Source organism: Virgibacillus salinus (assembly GCF_900102415.1).
GTDB lineage: Bacteria > Bacillota > Bacilli > Bacillales > Amphibacillaceae > Lentibacillus > Lentibacillus subterraneus.
In genome coordinates, this window is record NZ_FNKD01000001.1 from 1,073,453 (window position 1) to 1,094,586 (window position 21,134).

The window sequence follows — 21,134 nt, forward strand, 5'->3', positions numbered from 1 at the left end:
AGGACTTAACCGTCCTTCATTCTTTTTTAAGCAGTTAAGAAAATAGTTATACTTTCTTAACCACGAACTAAATCCGGCTCCCGAAATACATGGAGGCTCCCGCGGCTAAGATGATACTACGAAAGCGATAGCTGAGTATATATCGGAGCGGTGTCATGGCACTCTAGTATTTTTCTGCGCTTGGATTAGCTCTAATCATATTATAGATGGAATGAAATCACACAGCTTCAATAGATGACTTGAACCCTTCATTTCACGGGATAGAAATTTCACTTGGATTTATGTTTAATGGAGAATGAAGGGAATAAGGAGAGAACTATGAAAAAGATAAACTATGAGGAGATAAACATTCAAAAAATTGCAGTTCATCCATTCTATCGAATGATGAAAGTATATTTATATTTTGTTGATGGTGTACTTGTTGACACTGGTCCAAGTGTGCAGCGGAGAAATCTCATTCGAGCGTTTAGGTCATGGGATATTCGGCAGGTTGCTATAACACATTGTCATGAGGACCATATTGGGATGCTACAATGGGTTGCTAATAATTTTTCTGTGAATATTTATAGTCATACAAAAGCAGTTCCTACCTTAAATAAACAAGTGAAAATACCTTGGTACCGAGGGTTACTCTCTAGTCACCGTTATGATAGTAAGGTAATCCCATACCCTGACACTATCCAGACATCTAAGTTTGAGTTCCTTCCAATAGAAACTCCTGGTCATTCTTCAGATCATGTATGTCTCTTGGAACCAAATAAGGGATGGCTGTTTTCTGGTGATTTTTATGTGACGCCTTATCCAAAGGTATTTTCAAAGGGTGAGTCAATTGCTTCCTATATTGATTCACTGCAAAAGCTTGGTCAATACAATTTTAAGACTGTACTTTGTGCTCATGAGGGTGTGGTTCCCAATGGGAAAGAAATGATGGAGCGGAAACTCGATTATTTACAATCCACTAGATATAAAGTAATTCAGTTACACCAAAAGGGATATACCGATAAGGAAATTATCAAATTTATGTTTCCAGAAAAAGTTAAATTGGAGTTAATGTCTTTTGGTTCGTTCACCCGTCTTAATTTCATACGATCCTGTTATCAAGAGTGAATTGTATTCTTACAATTTGCTCTTTTTTAGCAGTTAAGAAAACTGTATAAGTGAAATAAGGCTTATTCGCTAAAAAAACAGTCTTATTATTTTATCTGTTTGCAGTCCGTACAAAGGTAGTATCTCTTTAAAACGAAAATTAAGAACCCGACATAATAAGGAATATATTTTATTTTCATTTAGGTCTACGCTTTTTACATACTATTTATTCTTTAAGGAGGATGCTAAATGGCAGAATTACAAGAGATTTTTAAGGAGATTGATTCGGCAATAAAAGATGATCCAAGACGTGCAAAAGGGATGAAAGCAATTTATCAGTTTAATTTAAACGGAGATGAATCAGGCACATACCATATCGTATTTAATGATGATAATTGTTACGCCGCAGAAGGTGAGATAGAGGATGCTGATTGTACAATGAATATGTTCACGGATGATTTTAAGAAAATGGTTGATGGAAAGTTAAATGGCACACAAGCATTTATGACAGGACGATTGAAAATCAAAGGAAATATGGGACTCGCGTTAAAATTGCAGGATATTCTCGCGTCATATAATCAGGCAGCAAAATAAATGTTCACTCCTGATATGTTAAAGCAAAAAAAGGAGGAGCCTATGTGATTTCGTTTCGCCCGACAGAAGAGGAAACATCTTTTATCGAAGTGGCCAAAAATATTGCAAAAGATAAAATTCGTCCGATTGCACGCGAATGCGAACAAAACCGTCATGTTGATAAAAACCTGATTAACGAATTAGCAGAACTGGGTTTTTTATCGCTGGAGTTACCTGAATATTTTGAAGGGTTAGAATTACCGTTAATTACACAAGTGCAATTAATTCAAGCGCTCAGTTATGGGGATCTCGATGTTGTTCAAGGGTTACCAGGCGCTAATGATGCAGCTTCTATAATACGTATTCTTCCGGAGAGTACAGTTACGAACTTAACAAAAGATGTGCAAATCAATCATGGAACTGCAGCTTTTGTAAACACTGTCAATACCGATGAAGTTAGAGAGGACCGATTATTTATTACAGAAGAAGCTGATGGGTATATCCTACAGGGAACTTCACAACCAGTTCGAATGGCGTCCTTTGCTGAATATATGATAGTTGCAGCGAAAAATTCACAAGGGAAAAGTGTTATTCTCTGGTTAGATAATCACAATCATTGGACGGTTGAACAAGGTGATTACCGCCTAGGGTTACTTGCTTCTGGACTTGGGCGGTTTTCTTTTGATGGTGTATATATTCCCAATAACTGTGTGGTGGCAGAAGGTTATACAGCCGATGATTTACTTAGACAGGTTCGTACACGGATTCGAATATTACAGGCGGCAAAAGAAGTCGGTTTAATGGAGGCTGCACTTGATTATGTTACAGAGTACACGGCGGAACGGAAAGCATTTGGTCAAGTAATTGCAAAGTTTCAAGGGGTGTCGTTTCGAATCGCTTCAATGGCAATGGAAACAAGAATTTCGAATCACCTTGTAAAGGAAGCTGCTATTAAAGCAGATGAACAGGGTTCAGAGTCAGATGGATTAGCTTCTCGGGCGTTATATCGTGCCCATCGTTCTGTTCGTTATATTACGGATTCAGCAGTTCAATTGCTTGGAGGGCATGGCTTTGTGCAAGAATTCCCTGTAGAGAAATGGATGCGGGATGCTCAAGCACAGGTTTCCTTGTATGGAAGGGAAAAGGATTTACTTTTTCAGTGTGGTGAACAAATTATCGCTGGTACAAAAGAAGGAGCATTGCAATGATTTCGTTTGAGTTATCGGAGCAGCAAAAGCAAATTAAGGAAATGACTCATTGGTTTGCGGCTAATGAAATACGGCCAATTGCAATGAAAGCAGAAAAAATGGAAAGAGTTCCTGATGATTGGCTCGACAATGTAAACAGAATGGGTATCCACTTAAACACATCATCTTTCAGTGAAAATAGTACCCAAAAAACGTCAGCTAAGGACTCTAAAAAAGAACGGGAAGGAAACCGTATGGGTGTTTTAGCAACAGAGGAAATGGCCTGGGGAGATCCTGCTGTTACATTATCACTTCCTGGAGCAGGTCTAGGTGGACCTCCTGTGGAAAGTAGTGGAACACCTGAGCAAAAAAAGCGCTTTTTATCTATTTTTACAAAAGATAAACCGAGATGGGGAGCATATGCTTTAACAGAGCCTGAGGCAGGTTCGGATGCGTCAGGCATTCGAACAACAGCAAAGAAAGTTGCAGGCGGTTATATCTTAAACGGCCAAAAAATATTTATTACGAATGGTGAACGCGCTTCATGGGTTGTTGTGTTTGCAACGGTTGATGCTTCACGTGGACGTGCTGGCCAACGTGCATTTGTGGTCGAAAAAGGAACATCAGGTTTCAGCTGTACACGACTAGCAAAGAAAATGGGACTGCGAGCAAATGAAACAGCAGAACTTTTACTAGAAGATTGCTTTGTCCCACAAGAAAATTTACTTGGGGGAGAACAAGTTTACGAAACGAGTAATTCTAAACAAACAGGATTCCAGGTAGCTATGAAAACATTTGACAGTACACGACCAATTGTCGCTGCAATGGCAATCGGGATAGCGCGTGCAGCCTATGAATATACATTGGATATTGTACAACGAGACTATCCGAAACAGGGCAGGTATTTTCTGCTAGCATCTGAAATTCTAGCAGAAGTTGAACAGGATATTGCAGCAGCACGGCTGTTAACATGGGAAGCTGCATGGAAAGCTGATTTGGGTTTAGCCAATGCGAAAGAAGCAGCAATGTGTAAAGCTTATTCTGGGAAAATGTCGCTTGATGTGTGTTCAAAATGCCTGGAACTTCTAGGTCCTGACGGGCTAGATGGCCATCTAGTTGAAAAATTATACCGTGATGTGAAAGTGTTCGATATTTTTGAAGGAACAAACCAAGTACAGCATCTTGTGATAGCTCGTCGTCAATATGCTCCATATGGAATAAAAGTTTAGTGAGGAGTGATATTGTGTCCTATCAAACTATTACAATAGATAAACGGAACAAGGGTGTCACGTGGATCACCATTGATAATCCCCCCGTTAATGCCATTGGAGAAGAATTAATGCATGAACTTGAATCTGCAGTGGATGAACTAACTGAAGATACTTCGGTTCGAGTTGTCGTTCTTACTTCCAACCACGAGAAAATATTCCTAGCTGGAGCAGATTTAAAAGGAATGATTCAACATAGTACTAACGATGAAGTAGAAAATGTGATTGCCAGACAAAGCGCCCGAATGCAAGCATGTTTTCATCGCTTGGCAACAATGCCTAAACCAGTAATTGCAGCAATTAATGGTCATGCGCTCGGAGGTGGCTGTGAGTTGGCGATGGCATGTGATTTTCGTTTTATGGGAAAAGGCCGAATAGGGCTAACCGAATTGTCGCTTGGTCTCATCCCTGGAGCAGGAGGGACCCAGAGAATGACGCGATTATTAGGGCGGGGAAAAGCTATGGAATTAATTCTCACTGCAAAACAATTAGAAGCGAGAGAAGCAGAAGAAGCAGGTCTTATTAATCATGCTGCACTACCTGATGAATTGGAAGCGGATACAACTGCGTTTGCTGAAAAGCTGGCAGAAGGTGCTGTGCATGGAATGGGACTTGCCAAACATGCGATTAATGCAGCAGAAGGGTCGATAGAAGAAGGATTTGAAGTGGAAGCAACTGCATTTGCTGATACGTTTTTGACAGAGGAACCAAGTATCGGGCTTGCAGCATTTTTTCAAAAAGATAAGGCGCGATTCCTTAACTAAATAGATAGTAAGATTTCAGAAAAGGTGGGATATATTTGTCATCCTGGAATGAAATGCTAAAAGGGAAAGTAGCTGTCGTGACAGGAGCGTCACGTGGCTTGGGACGTGCAGATGCACTTGCCTTGGCTGAAGCTGGAGCAGATGTTGTTATTACAGACATTTTAATCGAATCAGATGAAACTAGTGAACAAGAAGCGGAACGATTTGGTCCAATTGCACAGGTCATGCAAAGCACAAAGGTAATGTACGCTGATCAAACTGCAGAGGAAATCCAGGCAATGGGAAGGCGATCGTTTGCTGTGAAAATGGATGTAACAGATCGTGATCAAATTAAAGAAGTATTCGCTAAAGTAAAAGAAGAGTTTGGCAGGATCGACATTCTTGTGAATAATGCTGGTACGTTAGACCACGTGTCACAAATTGAAAATCAAAATGATGATTTATGGGATCGTGATCTAACTGTTAATCTGACAGGCTCCTACAATTGTACAAAAGCGGTGTGGCCATATATGAAAGAACAGCAATTTGGCCGAATTATTAATATGTCTTCTGTCGCTGGAACACTTGGTGGTTTTGGTCAGGCAAGCTATTCTGCCACAAAGGGTGGTCTTTTAAGTTTAACAAAAAGCATGGCATTGGAAGGAGCGAAATACGGTATTAACGTGAATGCGATTGTGCCTGGGATTATCGGGACAGAGGCATTTAATATGGGAAATGCAAAAATGAATGATCGAATGATTGACAGGACTGCATTAAAACGTGCTGGCCAGCCAGAAGATATCGCCAATGCCATCACTTTTTTGGTATCAGATAAAGCAAATTATATTACTGGAATCGGAATGAACGTGTCTGGCGGCATTGAACTATTCACATATTGATTAGGGGGATTATTATGACAGAGGCAGTTATAGTTGATGCAGTCCGAACAGCTGCAGGTCGTAAAAAAGGTATGTTAACACAAACACATCCGGTCGATATACTCGCACCGATTCTTAAAGAGCTTGTAAATCGAAGTGGAGTAGATGCCAACGAGGTAGACGATGTTGTAACAGGATGTGTCACTATGACAAGTGAACAAGGCGGGAATATTGGACGTATGGCAGTACTTGCTGCCGGATTCCCTGTCGAAGTTCCCGCTTATTCACTAAATCGGATGTGCGGATCGAGCCAGCAAGCCATTCACAATGCTGCACAAACAATATTGGCAGGGGATGCAGATATTACGATTGCATGTGGTGTTGAAAATATGTCGCGCGTCTCGATGGGAAGTGATATGGGGAGTTTCAGCAGTGACCTAGTTGATCGTTTTAACATTGTCCCACAGGGATTTTCGGCTGAAATGATTGCAGAAAAATGGGCACTCTCCCGTGAGGAGTTGGATGAGCTTTCATTAGAAAGTCACCGACGGGCTGCAGAATCTGCAGATAACGGTGATTTCGAACGGGAAATCTTACCTATTAATGTTAAAAAAGAAAATGGGGAAGAGCTCTTTAACCAGGATGAAGGGATACGACGGACCACTTCTATAGATAAATTAGCTGGTTTGACTCCTTCATTTCAACCTGATGGTGGTGTTGTTACTGCTGGAAACTCAAGCCAAGTGAGTGATGGTGCAGCAGGTCTGCTGCTTATGTCCAGGGAGAAAGCTATGCAATTAGGGGTAAAGCCAAGAGCGCGAATCATTGCTCGTGCAGTTGTCGGCGAAGATCCTGTCATTATGCTGACAGGTGTTATTCCGGCAACACGAAAGGTGTTAAAAAAGGCTGGGTTAAAACTGGAGGATATAGATGCTATTGAAATAAACGAAGCATTTGCATCCGTTGTAAAGGCGTGGGAAAGGGAATTGAATCCAGATATGAACAAAGTGAATGCCCGTGGTGGTGCAATTGCCCTAGGTCATCCTCTAGGTGCAAGTGGTGCTAAGCTTGCGACAACATTACTTCATAGATTAGAAGACAATAATGGTAAATATGGTCTTCAAGTTATGTGTATCGGATTCGGAATGGCAACTGCGACAATAATAGAACGGTTATAAAAGGAGGACTTTATATGCCGGAGTTAGTAAAGCCTAGCTCAATGGAAGTGTTCGAAATGATTGATGCAGCATTAAAATATAATCTATCGGCCACGCAAGGGAAGGAGGGGATATATCAATTCAATTTGCAGGGGGATGATGGCGGAACATACCAAATGATAATTGATGAAGCTGGTTCACGTATTGCTCAAGGCGAAGAATATGAGGCACAAGTTACATTGACGATTGATAGTGATGATTTCAGAGAGATGGTTGCCGGGACCCTGAATCCAACTGCAGCATTTATGAGTGGAAAGTTGAAAATTAATGGAAATATGGGGCTTGCTTTAAAACTGCAAACAGTGCTTAATTCATTTTCATTTTAAAATAGGTGTTTTTGAAAGTTTAGCGAGATCATGTGAATTGGAGATGAAATGGGGAGGGTTCTCATGAAACCGAATAATTTACTGGAAATGCTTCATAGAACAGTTGAAAGGTCTCCAGAAAAAGATGCGTTGATATGGAAGGAAAGCGGGACATATCAGCATATCACATATCAGAAGTTTTGGGACCGCATTTATGATGCTGCATCAGGACTGAAACATCTTGGCATAGGAGAAAATGACAAAGTTGCTATCTTATCTAATAGTAATCCAATGTGGGGGATTACAGACTTCGCAGCAGCAAGTTTAAAGGCGGTAAGTGTACCTGTTTATCCAACTTTGCCGTCTGAACAGGTTGCATATATTTTAAAGAATGCCGATGTTAGAACAGTCGTTGTTGAAAATGAAGAACAACGAGATAAAGTTTTAGCTGGGGATGCTAATGTGGAAAGCATAATTACGATGTATCCTGGTGAGAGCTTCTCCTCAACAGAAACAAATTTATCATTTTTTAAATTAGAAAAAATAGGAGAAGAAAATAAAATCCCAGACTGGGAAGAAAGATGGCAAAAGATAAATCGTGATCAGCTGACAACGATTATCCATACTTCTGGAACGACTGGTAAACCAAATGGTGTAATGCTATCTCATGGTAATTTTCTGTCAAATATGGAGGCAGTTCAATTTTGGCTGATTGAATTGCTGCCAGAGGATCTTACGCTGTCCTATTTACCGTTATCACATGTGTTCGAACGTATGGCAGGTTATTATATGCCTTTATCAGTCGGTACAACGATTGCTTATGCTGAGAGTATTGAAACAATTCAGGAGAATTTAAAGGAAATTAGCCCAACGGTTTTGACGAGCGTCCCGAGATTGTTTGAGAAAGTGTATGCAAAAGTGCTTGGTGAAATTGATAATGGGACTCCAATTAAACAAAAGGTTTTCAATTGGGCGATTAATATTGGTATAGAGCGTTATGAAAGATACCTGAACGCTACTGTAAATGAATTAATTCTGGGAGAGGTTATGCCGAGCGATTTTATGCGGAAATGGAAAATTGCTGAACGACTTGTTTATCAAAAGGTAAAGAAAGAGCTTGGTGGCAGGATTCGTGGCATGGTTTCTGGTGGCGGAACGCTGAATCCTGATGTTGCACGCTTTTTCTGGGCAATTGATTTACCGATATTAGAAGGATATGGGCTTACTGAAACTTCTCCGGTTATTACCACAAATCCGATGGTACGTGCTAAAGTGGGGACAGTTGGAAAAGTAATGCCAAATTTGGATGTCCGTATAGCAGCTGATGGTGAAGTGCTAGTTAGAGGACCAAGTGTGATGAAAGGGTATTATAATAATGAAGAAGCAACAGCAAACGCGTTTGAAGGTGATTGGCTATACACGGGGGATATCGGGGAACTTGATGAAGATAACTACTTAAAAATAATCGATCGGAAAAAGCGAATTCTTGTCTTATCTACTGGAAAAAATGTTGCACCACAATTGATTGAAAATGCTATTAATGAAAACAGTTTTGTTGAGCAATCCCTTGTAATTGGTGATCAGCGGAAGTACATTATCTGTCTGGTTAATCCAGATTTTGAAAATTTAGTACCATGGGCGAGACAGAACGGTATCCGTTCAGAGTCACTAGATGAAATTTGCCGTCATAAGATTGTCAAGGACCTAATTGAAGACAAAGTAAAAGAACATACAAAAGACCTTGCTGAATATGAAAAACCTAAAAAGGTAGTTATTATTGGTGAGCAGTGGACAGTCGAAACCGGTGAATTGACCCCCAAGTTATCTATGCGAGTCAATGTTATAGAAAATAAGTATAAGAATATAATTGAAGAATTATATGCAGAGGATCGTCCGACAAATTCACAAATGGAAACTGGTGCAACAGCAGGAAATGCATAAGATTAGAAAACTTGGCTTTCTTAGAACACCTTATACTCTGAAGTGCAAACCTATTTGGCGAAAGCCTTAGTTACAATTATGCAGTAAGAAAGTTTATATAATTTTTTAAGTTTTAACTGCTAAACAAGTAGTGGATATTGGCTATCCACTACTTATTAATCTTGTCTATATTAGACCTTCGCGAATAGCCTTTGCTACCGATTCAGTACGGTTTTTAGTGTCCATTTTTTGTATAATGGCAGAGATATAGTCACGAACAGTGTATTCACTTAAATTTAGGTTGCTTGCAGCTTCAATGGTGGAAGCACCCCGAGCCATAAGCTTCAGAACCTCGATTTCACGTGGTGACAGACGTAATTCACCTGTATGTTGTTTGTCATCATGTCGATCATTCTGATGTTTCGATAGAATTTCACCAGCGCTCTGACCAAATTTTGTTAGTGCTGAAAACGTCTCTTGAGCTACTTTAAAGTGTTTACCACGACCTTGATCTAGAATAGCTGCGCCTAAAAGCTTGCTGCTGGAAGATACATAGATTGGTGCAACCACGACTGAATTTAGTCCGAATTGCTGAACGTATTGGTCAGGGAATCCAAGAGTTGCATCTTCCATGTAAATCGGTTGTAGGTAACTCATACTTTTTCCAAACAATTCTAATATGCGCAGATTATTTTGGATTAACGGCAGATTACTAATGTCCTCTGTAATATTCTGAATCGCCTTATTGTCAAGACGGTGACCAAATAACCCGAATCCCATTTGATCATTAACAGAATAGGAGAAAAGTGCGCAACGTTCGAAAGGTAAATAATTAACAAACCCAGCTGTTATATTTTCCACAGCTTCGTTATAAGTTCTAGAACGCATAATGGTTTCATTGAACATGATGACAGAATCTTTCCATTGTTGTTCTTGTTTATTTTCTTTAAATGTATCCTTTCCGTATTGAAATGTTTGCAGGGCATATGTGATGAACGGCATAATATGAGAAGTATCGTGATGGTTAACACATACTAATAGCGTTAGGTCTTCATATGGGATTGTCATAACATTGTATTTGGCTTTACTATTTTCAGGCATTTGATTCAGTAATAATTCAGTTAATGAATAAATTGTATCGGCCTTCAACTCATCGCTTCCTAATAACAAATCCTGACTTAAGTTATTAAACCACTTCTCCACCGTATGAGATTGTTCTTTTTTAATAGTAATAGCTGCCCATTCAATTGGTAATTGATTGGAGGATACAAGATTTTTTATAAAGGAATCAATCGTAAAATATTGATGATATGGTTGTTTAAGTATGTCATCACTAATCGTTGAAAATAGATATTGAACTGCCTGATGGTCATGATATGAATGATTTTCCTTTTTCTGGATGACCTTATGAACGGCATTTTCTAATAATGTAATAATAAACTGATTTGTTTGAAGTGATACAGGCTTAAGTGTAATAGCATTTAATTGATAACCATCTGTTTCATCGTCTTCTTTTGCAAAAAAATACTCTGCAAAAAAGCTGATTGTATCTTCAACATTTTTTGTTGATTTTTCTCCCCCTTGCAGGTGAGCAAGAACATTTTCCCACTCTAGTAGTATCTGCTGCTGATGTGTTTTAACAATCTCAAGGCCACTATTAAATAACCTAATCATTTGACTGTTTAAGGTTAGGGACATAACTCTTTTCCCCTTTCATAAAGCTATTCTATGCAAAGCCCTTGAAATATTGACTGTGAAGTTTTAAAGGCTATCTACAAGTTATTCTATAGAAATAGTATAAATCCTTCTTATGCAGTAAGAAAGTATAGATAATTTCTTATTGTATTAAAGTTTGTACTCCAATATAGAAGGCTCTAAAACACATAAGAATCCCATTAACGATTAAGCAAGTTTTCTAACAATACCTTTTAACAATAATAAATAAACCTGATTGTTTCAATGAAAGGAGACCTTTGTAATTATTACTCTTAATAAATAAAGATATGAAATGCTGTATATTTAGCATTGTTACTTATATTTAAATCATGCAAGTTCACAACCGACAAAAATAGGGGTAAGATCCAAAATGTTGTACCCGGGTGGGTTTCCTATCACTGAAAACAGGGTACTGGTATATTAATCATAATTTTCTTACATTATAAAGTAGGTCTAAATAGAAAATTACCTATAATTGTCGGGTTTTTTTTGTATTGTTTCTATCTTATAATAAGATTAAAGAATTTTTGCTTAATTCAGTAAAAGGGAAAGGAGGGAATAAATTTGAACTTACTTGATTGGTGCTGACGTATCAATTAAGTTTATTTCAGTCTTTAATTAGTCTTTAAATGTAAGCGATAACAATACAATTTGTGTGATAATAGGTGCAAAGGGGTGTGAAGTTTGGGTGAAGAGAGGAAAGAAACAGTAGGTAGAACGTGGAAAAAGAAGTTTTTTATTGCTTTATTCGCTGGCTTTTTGGGGCTTGGAGGACTTATGTCTGTGTTCGGGTTCACCGGAACAGCGTTTGCATTACCACTTGGTGGAATTGGTGACTTTTATGTAGAATTTGATGAATTGAATGGTAAGGGATTTCAGTTATTACCGCACATTGGTGAAACAGGTGACTCTGATGCTGAACCGATGATCCGAAACAAGATAGAAGAAGTGGAGATTAAGAATTTACACATTTATAAGGATATCAAAATGCCAACAGGTGGCTGGGTAAGGGTTCATATACGAGCCTCAGGTCCTACCAAAATCAGCGGTCTGATTCAAGATGCCCGTATGATTGATGCTGATTTAAGCTTTAATGAATTGGCAATTAAAGAACAAAATACTGAAGATTTCTCAACTAATTGGTCGCAAGATGCTAAAACAATTACGATTAAGGATGCTAAGTTAGTTACGGACTACCTATTTCAAAGTGTGGTCAGTTTGGATGGAACCAAAATTTATGTCGAGAAAATTGATGAACCGGATATGACACATCAATAAATCCTCAATGGGAGGGGATAAATATGAGTAGAAAAGAAGCAAAGGCTTTAAAAAAGGAAGAAAAGTTACAGGGAAAACACCGTAAAATAGCTAATGGTGGAAAATTTCGGAAGTGGCGAAACAAAAGACCTTTTTGGGGTGCGAGTTTAATTTTCTTAGCAGGGCTAATGATTTTGTATATACCATTACACCTTTATTCTATTGCGTTTATTCCTGGAAGTTTTGTATTTATTGGCTTTTTATTTGGTGGCTTAATTTTAATCATGGGAATTTTAGATTATATATACCCGCAATTCTCAACTGTGTTTGGTGTCGTCACTATATTTCTGTCTATACTTTCAGTAATGGGAGCACTAGGAGGATTTGTGATAGGTACGATAATAGGCATTATTGGTGGAGCGCTGTCCATTGCCTGGGAGAAGCAAGAAGTTACCATTAGGGGAGTTGTGCCAAACAAAAAACAACAAGACCAGGATGAAGTACCGAATGAATTCATGGAAGATAAAGAAGTTAAGACAGTCCAGGCTTAATGTTGTATCGTACGTTTAATTTGTTAACTAGGGGAATAAAATATGAAAAATACTGCTTTAATCAGTTTCATTTTCATACTTGTATTTGGATTTTCCTTAATGCCTGCAGGAACAACTAACGTTTCGGCTGACACTGACAGTGAAGATAGTTCTAAAGATAATGGAAATAGTGGCGGTTTTATTATCGAAACGAAAAAGGTAGATGGCCAGATGGATCTAGTGGGTGCACTGCAGGGTAAAGTAAAAATTAAGGAAGGAGTTATCCACGGGTTAACCATTACGAAGGTTCTCGAAACTGGAGGGGAACAGGAACCAATGGTGATACGAATTAAATCACCAGGACCAATTCATGTACAAAATTTGTATGCAGAAACAATAGATGGCACTCCTCCAAATATTGGTGGTTTATGTGCCCCTAGTAAAGTGGGTTGGGTTTGTCTAACAAATGTTGTAATGAAGGTTTCCAAGCAAACGGTTTCGGACATTTCCTTGCCGAATACAAAAATTGAAGCTTGTTATAAAAGCGAATGTGGGAAATTACCAGACTATAGTCCGACGACTAAAGAGAAAATAAAGGAAATTCTAGAAGAGGAGCAAGAAGAGCAAAGCAAACTGGATCAAATAAAAGAGGAACTGGAAAATGATAAACAGAAACTTGGCGCAGTTGGAGAATTAATAGATAAGGCAACAGAGACATATGAAAAAGTAAAAAATGGTACACCATCGGATGAATTAGTAAACTTGATAGAAGATACTAAAAATCTTCTAAAAAAAGAAATTGAAGATGGAGTCACCGATAAATTGAATAATTTGGTTGCCTTAACAGAAAGAATGGAAAAAGAATTGCAATCATTTCAAGATGTTTCCGGAACGTTTTCGAGCTTAGTCGACGAATCATCCCGATTGGTTAAGGATCTTGAAAATAGTATAAACACTAAACAAGAAAAGCTTACTAAACTAACCGAAAAGCATTCTCCCGCAAATGAAAGTGAACGGGAACAAGCGGAAGTTTTCTCTAAATTATTAGAGATGACCGAAACCAATAATGATGGAGCTGAAGCTAAATCTGATGAAACGGAGTCGAATGAAACTACCAAATCTGAAATAGATATTAAAACAATAAAGGAAAGCGTTGAAAAGGTAACGAAAGAAACTGAAGAAGTTAAAGAAAAAGTTAATAGTTTAAAAGTGAAAGAGGAATCCATACAAAAAAAGACCAGTACAATAACCGATAGCATAACCAGTTTGAAGGATAGCATTACAGAAACAGAAAAGAAAGCGTCCTCTGAAGAGAAAGAAAAAACCGATAGTAATACCGATGAGAACGCAACCGATAATAAGAAAGAAGAAACAGAAACGGAATCAGAATCAGATAATGAAACGGATCCTAATTCAAATGACACAACGGATGAGGAAAATGATGGAGATTCGTCTCAAGATGAAGAAACAACTGAATTGGAAGATGTTGTCGAATCTATATTTGATCTATTTCAGGTAAGGCTCATCATACCTTAATAGAGTTTACAGCGGCTTGATTATTATTAATCAAGCCGCTGTTTTAATTGTTTAAAAAAGTATACCTGAGTATACATTACACCATACCACTCCTATGGTATGCTTTCTTTAATCAAATGAAAGTTCCTAATTTTTAATCATGGAGGTAATGGTGAATGAAAGAAGAGGCACAAACGGATAAAAGCGGCTTTATTATTTTACCTAATCATGAACGCTATGATGAAAAAAGAAAGGTGTGGAATAATCTGATTGACAGATATCCCGCTGCTATATTTGAGTGCTTGTCAGAAGCAGATGTAATATCAGCTGTTTCCTTTGCAAAGAAGGAGAAGATGGACATTTCTGTTCGTAGTGGGGGACATCACCTGGCTGGAACTGCTGTTTGTGAAGAGGGTGTTATGTTGGATCTATCAAAAATGAACTCCGTAACTATTGATAAGGAACGTCAAGTTGCTACCGTAGAGGCGGGTGCCATGCTGGGTGATATTGACTCTGAAACACAGAAATTCGGATTGGCTACACCAACGGGAACTGTTTCAGAGACAGGTATTGGCGGATTAGCGCTAGGTGGTGGATTTGGCTATTTGAGAGGGAAATATGGATTAACGTGCGATAATATTTTGTCAGCGAAAATGGTTACTGCTGATGGGAAATTAATTAAGGTTAGTAATGATGAGCATACTGATCTGTTTTGGGCTATTCGTGGTGGGGGTGGGAATTTTGGTGTTGTGACATCATTTGAATTACAGCTTTACCCTGTAGGTCCTAATGTTATGGCAATTGATATAATGTATGATTACAAGGATGCCAAAGAAATATTTCAGAAGTTGGATGACTATATGAATAATGCGCCGGATGAGATATCAGTGAATTCGATAATTATGCAGTTGCCTCCAGCACCATTTTTGCCTGAGAGTATGCATGGAAAACGTGTGATAGCAGTATCGGGAATGTACACTGGTGAGTTGACTCATGAAACTGAAAAGGCATTTATAGAACCGTTACAGGAACTGGCAATTCCTTTAATGGATAATACAGGAAAAACAGCATATACCGACCTGCAGAAAAAGCTTGATCAAATGGTTCCTCAAGGTGCTGAAATTGTTGGAACATCACTGTTTTTTAAAGAATTGGATGAAGCAATGCTTAATATCATTTTTGAAAGCATGGAAAATTCACCGCTCCCTATGGCAATGGCACAAATTTGGATGCTTAATGGACGAATGAACCGTGTTTCAGCAGACGAAACCGCATTCGCTGTCAGGGATGCACGCTTCCTAGTTCTTTTCGATGGTGAAATAGTAAGTGGGGACCCTGTTGGAAGTCAAGAATGGATGGATTCTGTCTATAATCAATTATTACCTTATTCCTATCAAAAAACGTCTTATTTAAACGGTGTAAAACTTGGTGAGGAAATTACACGAAATACGTATGGAGATAATTATTTTAAACTTGCAAAGATAAAGCGGGTTTATGACCCTGAAAATTTGTTTTGTTACAACCACAATATCGCACCAGAATAATTTTTGGGCATAAAGTAATATAAATATTTCATGATCTGAATAGTATTTATAAGGAGGTGTTTATTATGACTGAAGAAGTCAAATCGGAAAATGTTAATGAAACAGTTGAGGAAGAGTCAGCGGATGTTAAAGAAAATAAAGGGATGGCAATTTTAGCGTACATTATCTTTTTCATTCCACTTATTACCTCAAAGGATTCGAAATTTGCAATGTATCATGCAAATCAGGGTCTGGTATTATTTCTCTTTGGAGTTAGTGTGAGTGTAATCGGCACTATAGTCCCACTTATAGGGTGGTTACTGATTTTACCTTTAGGCACACTATGCTGGTTTATATTTGTAATATTAGGTATTATCAATGCTGCTAATGGTAAACAAAAACAATTACCATTAATCGGCAAAATAAGCCTGCTGAAGTAGTTGAAAAAAGGTAGGCAGTTAAACTGCCTACCAAATCCACTTATGAAATAATTTCCATAACACATTTTATCAACTGTGATCTGTTTTTTACTTCCATTTTCTTGAAAATCCGTGTGATATGCTTTTTAACGGTTATTTCCGCAACATATAATTCTTTCGCAATGGCGGCATTTCCTTTCTCTTCCAGTATTAGCGTAACGATGTCGACTTCTCGTTCAGTTAATGAAAATGTCGTTGCAATAACTTCCATCTCATTTTGAACAGAATTACCGTTTGTCAGCTGTTTTAAATAATTGGCTAACCTTGGACCGCGCACATCCAAAATATAAGTGGTGGACGGGTAGTTTTCTCCATAGTCATAATGCGTTGCTTCCGGGATCTTCTGGAACCCAAAATTCTCCAGTAAATCCTGAAAAAATGGTAAGGGTGTTGATACAATTATTCTTCCGCTAGTTAACAATAGCGGGAATAAGTTATATAGCATAAATGATCGTGCAGCGGTATCAGTTGAATCCGTGTAATCAAGGAACCGGATAAACCACCCCGCATTTTCATTTTCAGGGACGCTGTATTCCTTTGTATCCTGATCATTTAATCTGCTGAAATACGCACGGGATACAGGTTCTTTGGCAAGTACTTTTAGCGTGCTTACATTGATCGGTACGATGATAGATAGCCCTAATGTTTTATTATCTTTATTTTTTAATAAATGGGCATCCTTATAGTTAATTTTTTTGACATATGTGTCATCAATAAGTTCCATTTCTTTGCGGTTATGTTCGAATGAAGCATGAAAATGATACGATTCATTTGTTTCCCTATTGTAAAATTGTGCTTCGCTTTCTGAAAAATCACTTTTACGGTTTTCAAAGAATCGAGATACTTCATGGAAATTATAATCGGCAATCGGCTCTAGATACATCGAATTATTAATTTTTTCTTGAAAAAAAACACTTCGGATAAACTCATCACCTAAATGGTAGAAAAAGGACGCCGCATCTGCAGGTGAGCGATTTGTGATTGTTCTTTTATAAAAAAAAGATGCACTGCGTTGGCTGTATTTTTCAAAACGTTCAGGATGACGCAGTTTCAAATTCATCTTAATAGCATCTCTTACTAAATCATGCATAGCCCAGCCATTTTTAACAGGTTTAACGAATGATAAAGATGTAAGTGCATTAAATGTTTTTATATCAATTTCTTCCTTGAGGACAGCTGACAGACTTGATTGGTCAAAGTTAAAAAACAAGGCGGCGACTTCAATTAGACGATGTAGTGATTCGTCCTTTACTTCAAGTAACCAACGTTGAGTAAGTTCCATCAGGATATGTGATGATTGTTCATGTAATGTGCCAATTGAAAATTCTTTGTCTGTTAGTGCTGCTAGTGTGAGTGTTAATGGATGCCCATCAGTGAACTTCCACATCGCCTTAATCATGTGGCTGTTATCGATACCATAGTAATCAAGAAATGCCCGTGTTTGTGCCAAACTAAAATCTTTCAGTTCGATTTCTTTCGTTAGACTGCGCCAGGCAGGTGATTCGACCCATTCACCTGACAGGGGATGGCGACCAGCCATAATAACGAGTATGGTGGAGGGCAAGTTTTGTATAAATACTTGCCGGAACCACCGATCAAGGGCATCCATATGTTCATATGAATCTATTGCTATTATTATACGTCGATCTGATGCTAATTCTGATAAGGTGTGAAGGAATTTTCGTAATGAGTAGTTTTCGGAAAATAGCTGTGTGTGGGTATGTGTTTCAATTAAGGTGAGTATATGATCCGCAAATCCTTCAGGAGTCTGAGGGAAGTCTCTGCTGTCCATTTTTAAGAATAGCAAGCCTTCTTCATTGGAAATCCGATTGTATTCATTTAATAAGTATGTTTTGCCAACTCCGCCAGTTCCATGGATATACAGGACTTTTATATCATTATTAGTAAAATTAAGGTGGTTGTAAAAGAATTCAAGTTCCTCTGTCCTCCCTATAAAAAAATCCCGTTCAATCGATTGAATGAAACTATCCACGCTTTTGTTGCTTATGATATTATCATTTACCTCCAAACCAGGAAACACCCCCTTAATTTAACAGATAAGCAAGTATAAATCCTTTCTTACTGCATAATTGCAACTAAGGCTTGCAAAAGCCAAGTTTTCCAAAATTTAATTGAATTGTGTAACTATTATAAATATATATAGAATTATGCTTTATGTCAACTTAAGATTAGTAATATATAACTATGTATAATAAAACAATAAAACTAGAAAGAGGTTGGGGCAAAAGTGTTTTGTCAAAGTGAAATCCGAACTATGATTCAAATTCTTGAAATAGAATTGGAATTAGTTCGAATTTATTTTGCAGTTAAGATAGTATAACTACTTTCTTAATGCATAAGTGCAACTAGGCATTCACCAAAAGGCTTTGAGAATGTCTAGTTTTCTAATGTTGCTTATTAGATATAAACTGCGAAGTAACATGGAAAAATACTCAACCGGGGCTCATAACTTCGATATGAGTGACCGTTTCTCACTATTTAAACAGATTTCGGGTTCTCATAACCCTGATGAAGACACGTTTCACACTATTTGAACAGTGTTCGCGTTCTCATAACCCCGATGAGTGAGCCCATGGCTAGTAAGACTGCGAAAGTGTTAGCTTGGGCAGATGTTGCATTGGTACCGGAGTGGTGCAAAAGAAAATTTTCACTGTGTCGCAGTTTATATCAACTACCTATTAAATCCAACCATTGAAATTAAACGTATTAAAAACCTATCCTGTTATTATTCATGTTAAATTTGAAAGTTTTAATTATGTCTTAGTATATTTCTCTAGAAAGTTAACTAGTAAAGGCTACACCCAAATTATGAGGGGGAACCCCCCCTACCAATAAGCCAAGCTTTCTAGAACCTTTCTTCTCGGGTAACATTATGTTCCTTATCCAAAATGGAAAGTTTACTTGGACTATTTTCTTTTGCCATTTCCTCTGCTTTTGCGATGGCATCATCTTTTGCTTCAAATTCGTCGGCTGGTGCTATGTCTTCCAGTTTTACTATCCATGCTGATGCATCCTGATTTGGTGCTACGCTATAATTCTTCATCGTTTAAGCACTCCTTTATAATTGGTTATACCTACCGATACCCGGGATATTATTGTATAAAACTAATATGATATACTACTTTCAGAGGTAATTTGGAGGTATTCTTATGAAAGTAAACGGAGCAATTGATGCCGAAACACGTTGTAACCACTATCATAGTGAAAATGATAGGATAGCAATTAAGTTTTATTGTTGCAACGAATATTATTCATGCTACCATTGTCATCAACAATATGGGTGTGGAGCCTCAAGAGTGTGGCCCCGAGAGGACTTTAATGAAAAGGCTATTTTATGTGGTACGTGTAAAACAGAACTTACGATAAATGAATATCTTGATAGTGGATACAGCTGTCCGTCTTGTCATGTGGCATTTAACCCTGGCTGTTCTTTGCATTATCACTTGTATTTTGACAAATTGTGAATTGAATAGTTTACTTGAAAGGCTTGTATCGTGTATTATTAACTGTAGCATGAATGTAGAGGAGGGTGCGATAGATGGCTTTTGTAATATTGGACCCATGCCGTCAAGAACAATCAGCAGAATGTTTGACTGTTTGCCCGGTTGATTGCATTGAAAAAGGACCGGAGCAATACTACATAGATCCAGACGTTTGTATTGATTGTGCTGCATGCAAATCGGTATGCCCAGTTGATGCGATTGTGGAAGAATATGATTTGACACCTGATCAGGAAACCTACTTGGAACAGGCAGAAGAGTTCTTTGCGAAATAGCAATCTATATAGAATTAGAAAAACCCCTAAACTTTGTTCAGCAGCATTGACATAGTTTGGGGGTTTTTATTTTCCAGGAATGGTTTCTAGAAATTCGGTTTTTGATTCTTTAGTCCTTATTTTATGCTAAATATAGGAAAAATTCCTGCTAAACACCTTATTTTGCCGAAAGTTTTGAGTCTTTATTATTATTTATCACCTGATACTAGTAGTCGATATTAATAGGAGCAGCGTATAAGTTAAAATGAGAACAGTAGGGGATACATATCGAAAGATTGCTAGTATAGGATAGGATGTATCTTTCCTATAACTTTATGCTGTTATGGATGAATGCCCCTGACTGAAAAGGATAGGTGAGATAATGCGACAAAAAACTGTTTCAGGAATACCTGGATTAGATAACGTTTTATTTGGAGGTCTCCCTCAAGGAAGTACAACTATTGTAGAAGGCGGACCGGGAACAGGAAAGACAACGTTTGGTATCCAGTTTTTACTTGAAGGTATTAGAAAGCATAATGAACCTGGAATTTTTATAACATTTGAAGAATTCCCTGAACAAATTTATGAAGATATGAGATTATTTAATTGGGATTTACGTAAGCTCGAACAGGAAAATAAACTGCGTGTTGTTGGTCTATCGCCAGAAATTCTTATGGACCAAATAGTTAACCCCGGTGGATTGTTCGAGGAAATGATTAAGGAAATTGATTGTAAGCGGATTGTAATTGATAGTATAAGTCTTATAAAATACTTAAACGGTAATGAACGGAAAATGCTTTACACATTTCGAAATGTATTACGTAAGCATGGACTGACTTCAATCCTACTTCAGGAACAATCTGCTTTAAAATCAGAAACTGCTTCAGTTGAGCATTTTGTATTTGATGGCTATATACGGTTAGCAATAAAGGTACGATTCTATACTTTACGTAAAAGAACGATCGAGGTATTAAAAATGCGCGGAACAAGGGTCGCTGATGGAGAACACCCTTATCGTATTTTAGACAATGGACTATATGTACAGAAAAGGAGCCTGCTTTCCCGATTTATGCAATCGTTAGTTTAATAGTTAACAAAGCAGGGTATATAAGTGCAAACAATATAGGCTTACATATTATGGAGTAATTGGAAATTTAGAGGA

20 protein-coding genes are annotated in these 21,134 nt (G+C 37.8%); 17 read left to right on the top strand and 3 right to left on the bottom strand.

Annotation, left to right across the window (positions count from 1 at the left end):
- The first annotated feature begins 318 nt into the window (after positions 1 to 318).
- The 9 genes from BLS02_RS05045 to BLS02_RS05085 all read left to right on the top strand — a co-directional run bounded on the left by BLS02_RS05045 (position 319) and on the right by BLS02_RS05085 (position 9,198).
- Positions 319 to 1,107, top strand: coding sequence for an MBL fold metallo-hydrolase (locus tag BLS02_RS05045; protein WP_175559436.1), 789 nt, complete (start codon positions 319 to 321; stop codon positions 1,105 to 1,107).
- Between the two features lie 228 nt (positions 1,108 to 1,335).
- Complete coding sequence (locus tag BLS02_RS05050) at positions 1,336 to 1,680, top strand: SCP2 sterol-binding domain-containing protein (protein ID WP_092491861.1); 345 nt, start codon at positions 1,336 to 1,338, stop codon at positions 1,678 to 1,680.
- Between the two features lie 44 nt (positions 1,681 to 1,724).
- A complete protein-coding gene (locus tag BLS02_RS05055; RefSeq protein ID WP_092491862.1) occupies positions 1,725 to 2,867 on the top strand; it encodes an acyl-CoA dehydrogenase family protein in 1,143 nt (380 codons plus the stop codon).
- Complete coding sequence (locus BLS02_RS05060) at positions 2,864 to 4,075, top strand: acyl-CoA dehydrogenase family protein (protein WP_092491863.1); 1,212 nt, start codon at positions 2,864 to 2,866, stop codon at positions 4,073 to 4,075. Before BLS02_RS05055 ends, BLS02_RS05060 begins: the two co-directional genes overlap by 4 nt.
- A 14-nt stretch (positions 4,076 to 4,089) precedes the next feature.
- Entirely contained in the window at positions 4,090 to 4,878 is a 789-nt protein-coding gene (locus tag BLS02_RS05065; protein WP_092491864.1) for an enoyl-CoA hydratase/isomerase family protein, read from the top strand.
- Positions 4,879 to 4,913: 35 nt separating this feature from the next.
- A complete protein-coding gene (locus BLS02_RS05070) occupies positions 4,914 to 5,756 on the top strand; it encodes an SDR family NAD(P)-dependent oxidoreductase (RefSeq protein ID WP_092491865.1) in 843 nt (280 codons plus the stop codon).
- A 14-nt stretch (positions 5,757 to 5,770) separates the two neighbouring features.
- Positions 5,771 to 6,913, top strand: a complete 1,143-nt coding sequence (locus BLS02_RS05075) for a thiolase family protein (RefSeq protein ID WP_092491866.1) — start codon at positions 5,771 to 5,773, stop codon at positions 6,911 to 6,913.
- Between the two features lie 14 nt (positions 6,914 to 6,927).
- A complete protein-coding gene (locus BLS02_RS05080; RefSeq protein WP_254788724.1) occupies positions 6,928 to 7,278 on the top strand; it encodes an SCP2 sterol-binding domain-containing protein in 351 nt (116 codons plus the stop codon).
- A gap of 63 nt (positions 7,279 to 7,341) precedes the next feature.
- A complete protein-coding gene (locus BLS02_RS05085; protein ID WP_092491867.1) occupies positions 7,342 to 9,198 on the top strand; it encodes an AMP-dependent synthetase/ligase in 1,857 nt (618 codons plus the stop codon).
- A 165-nt stretch (positions 9,199 to 9,363) separates the two neighbouring features.
- Here BLS02_RS05085 and BLS02_RS05090 read toward each other — a convergent pair whose 3' ends face one another.
- Positions 9,364 to 10,875, bottom strand: coding sequence for a LuxR C-terminal-related transcriptional regulator (locus tag BLS02_RS05090; protein WP_092491868.1), 1,512 nt, complete (start codon positions 10,873 to 10,875; stop codon positions 9,364 to 9,366).
- Between the two features lie 702 nt (positions 10,876 to 11,577).
- Between BLS02_RS05090 and BLS02_RS05095 the strand changes: the two genes are divergently transcribed.
- From BLS02_RS05095 to BLS02_RS05115, 5 genes are all read left to right on the top strand, one after another.
- Positions 11,578 to 12,171, top strand: coding sequence for a DUF6230 family protein (locus tag BLS02_RS05095; protein ID WP_092491869.1), 594 nt, complete (start codon positions 11,578 to 11,580; stop codon positions 12,169 to 12,171).
- Positions 12,172 to 12,194: 23 nt separating this feature from the next.
- Positions 12,195 to 12,701, top strand: coding sequence for a DUF6114 domain-containing protein (locus tag BLS02_RS05100; protein ID WP_175476709.1), 507 nt, complete (start codon positions 12,195 to 12,197; stop codon positions 12,699 to 12,701).
- A 42-nt stretch (positions 12,702 to 12,743) separates the two neighbouring features.
- The gene (locus tag BLS02_RS05105; protein ID WP_092491870.1) at positions 12,744 to 14,216 is read left to right on the top strand and encodes a coiled-coil domain-containing protein; all 1,473 of its coding nucleotides are present in this window, start codon (positions 12,744 to 12,746) and stop codon (positions 14,214 to 14,216) included.
- A 155-nt stretch (positions 14,217 to 14,371) separates the two neighbouring features.
- On the top strand, positions 14,372 to 15,739 hold the full coding sequence (locus tag BLS02_RS05110) for an FAD-binding oxidoreductase (RefSeq protein WP_092491871.1): 1,368 nt from the start codon (positions 14,372 to 14,374) through the stop codon (positions 15,737 to 15,739).
- A 65-nt stretch (positions 15,740 to 15,804) separates the two neighbouring features.
- The gene (locus BLS02_RS05115) at positions 15,805 to 16,158 is read left to right on the top strand and encodes a DUF4870 domain-containing protein (RefSeq protein WP_092491872.1); all 354 of its coding nucleotides are present in this window, start codon (positions 15,805 to 15,807) and stop codon (positions 16,156 to 16,158) included.
- A 40-nt stretch (positions 16,159 to 16,198) separates the two neighbouring features.
- Here BLS02_RS05115 and BLS02_RS05120 read toward each other — a convergent pair whose 3' ends face one another.
- Together BLS02_RS05120 and BLS02_RS05125 are read right to left on the bottom strand one after the other, a co-directional pair.
- Entirely contained in the window at positions 16,199 to 18,226 is a 2,028-nt protein-coding gene (locus tag BLS02_RS05120; protein ID WP_092491873.1) for a LuxR C-terminal-related transcriptional regulator, read from the bottom strand.
- A gap of 837 nt (positions 18,227 to 19,063) precedes the next feature.
- The gene (locus BLS02_RS05125; RefSeq protein WP_092491874.1) at positions 19,064 to 19,261 is read right to left on the bottom strand and encodes a DUF2188 domain-containing protein; all 198 of its coding nucleotides are present in this window, start codon (positions 19,259 to 19,261) and stop codon (positions 19,064 to 19,066) included.
- A 106-nt stretch (positions 19,262 to 19,367) separates the two neighbouring features.
- Between BLS02_RS05125 and BLS02_RS05130 the strand changes: the two genes are divergently transcribed.
- From BLS02_RS05130 to BLS02_RS05140, 3 genes are all read left to right on the top strand, one after another.
- Entirely contained in the window at positions 19,368 to 19,682 is a 315-nt protein-coding gene (locus BLS02_RS05130; protein ID WP_092491875.1) for a CHY zinc finger protein, read from the top strand.
- A gap of 74 nt (positions 19,683 to 19,756) precedes the next feature.
- Complete coding sequence (locus BLS02_RS05135) at positions 19,757 to 19,993, top strand: indolepyruvate ferredoxin oxidoreductase subunit alpha (RefSeq protein ID WP_092491876.1); 237 nt, start codon at positions 19,757 to 19,759, stop codon at positions 19,991 to 19,993.
- 361 nt (positions 19,994 to 20,354) lie between these two features.
- A complete protein-coding gene (locus BLS02_RS05140) occupies positions 20,355 to 21,059 on the top strand; it encodes an ATPase domain-containing protein (RefSeq protein ID WP_092491877.1) in 705 nt (234 codons plus the stop codon).
- The last annotated feature ends 75 nt before the right edge of the window (positions 21,060 to 21,134 follow it).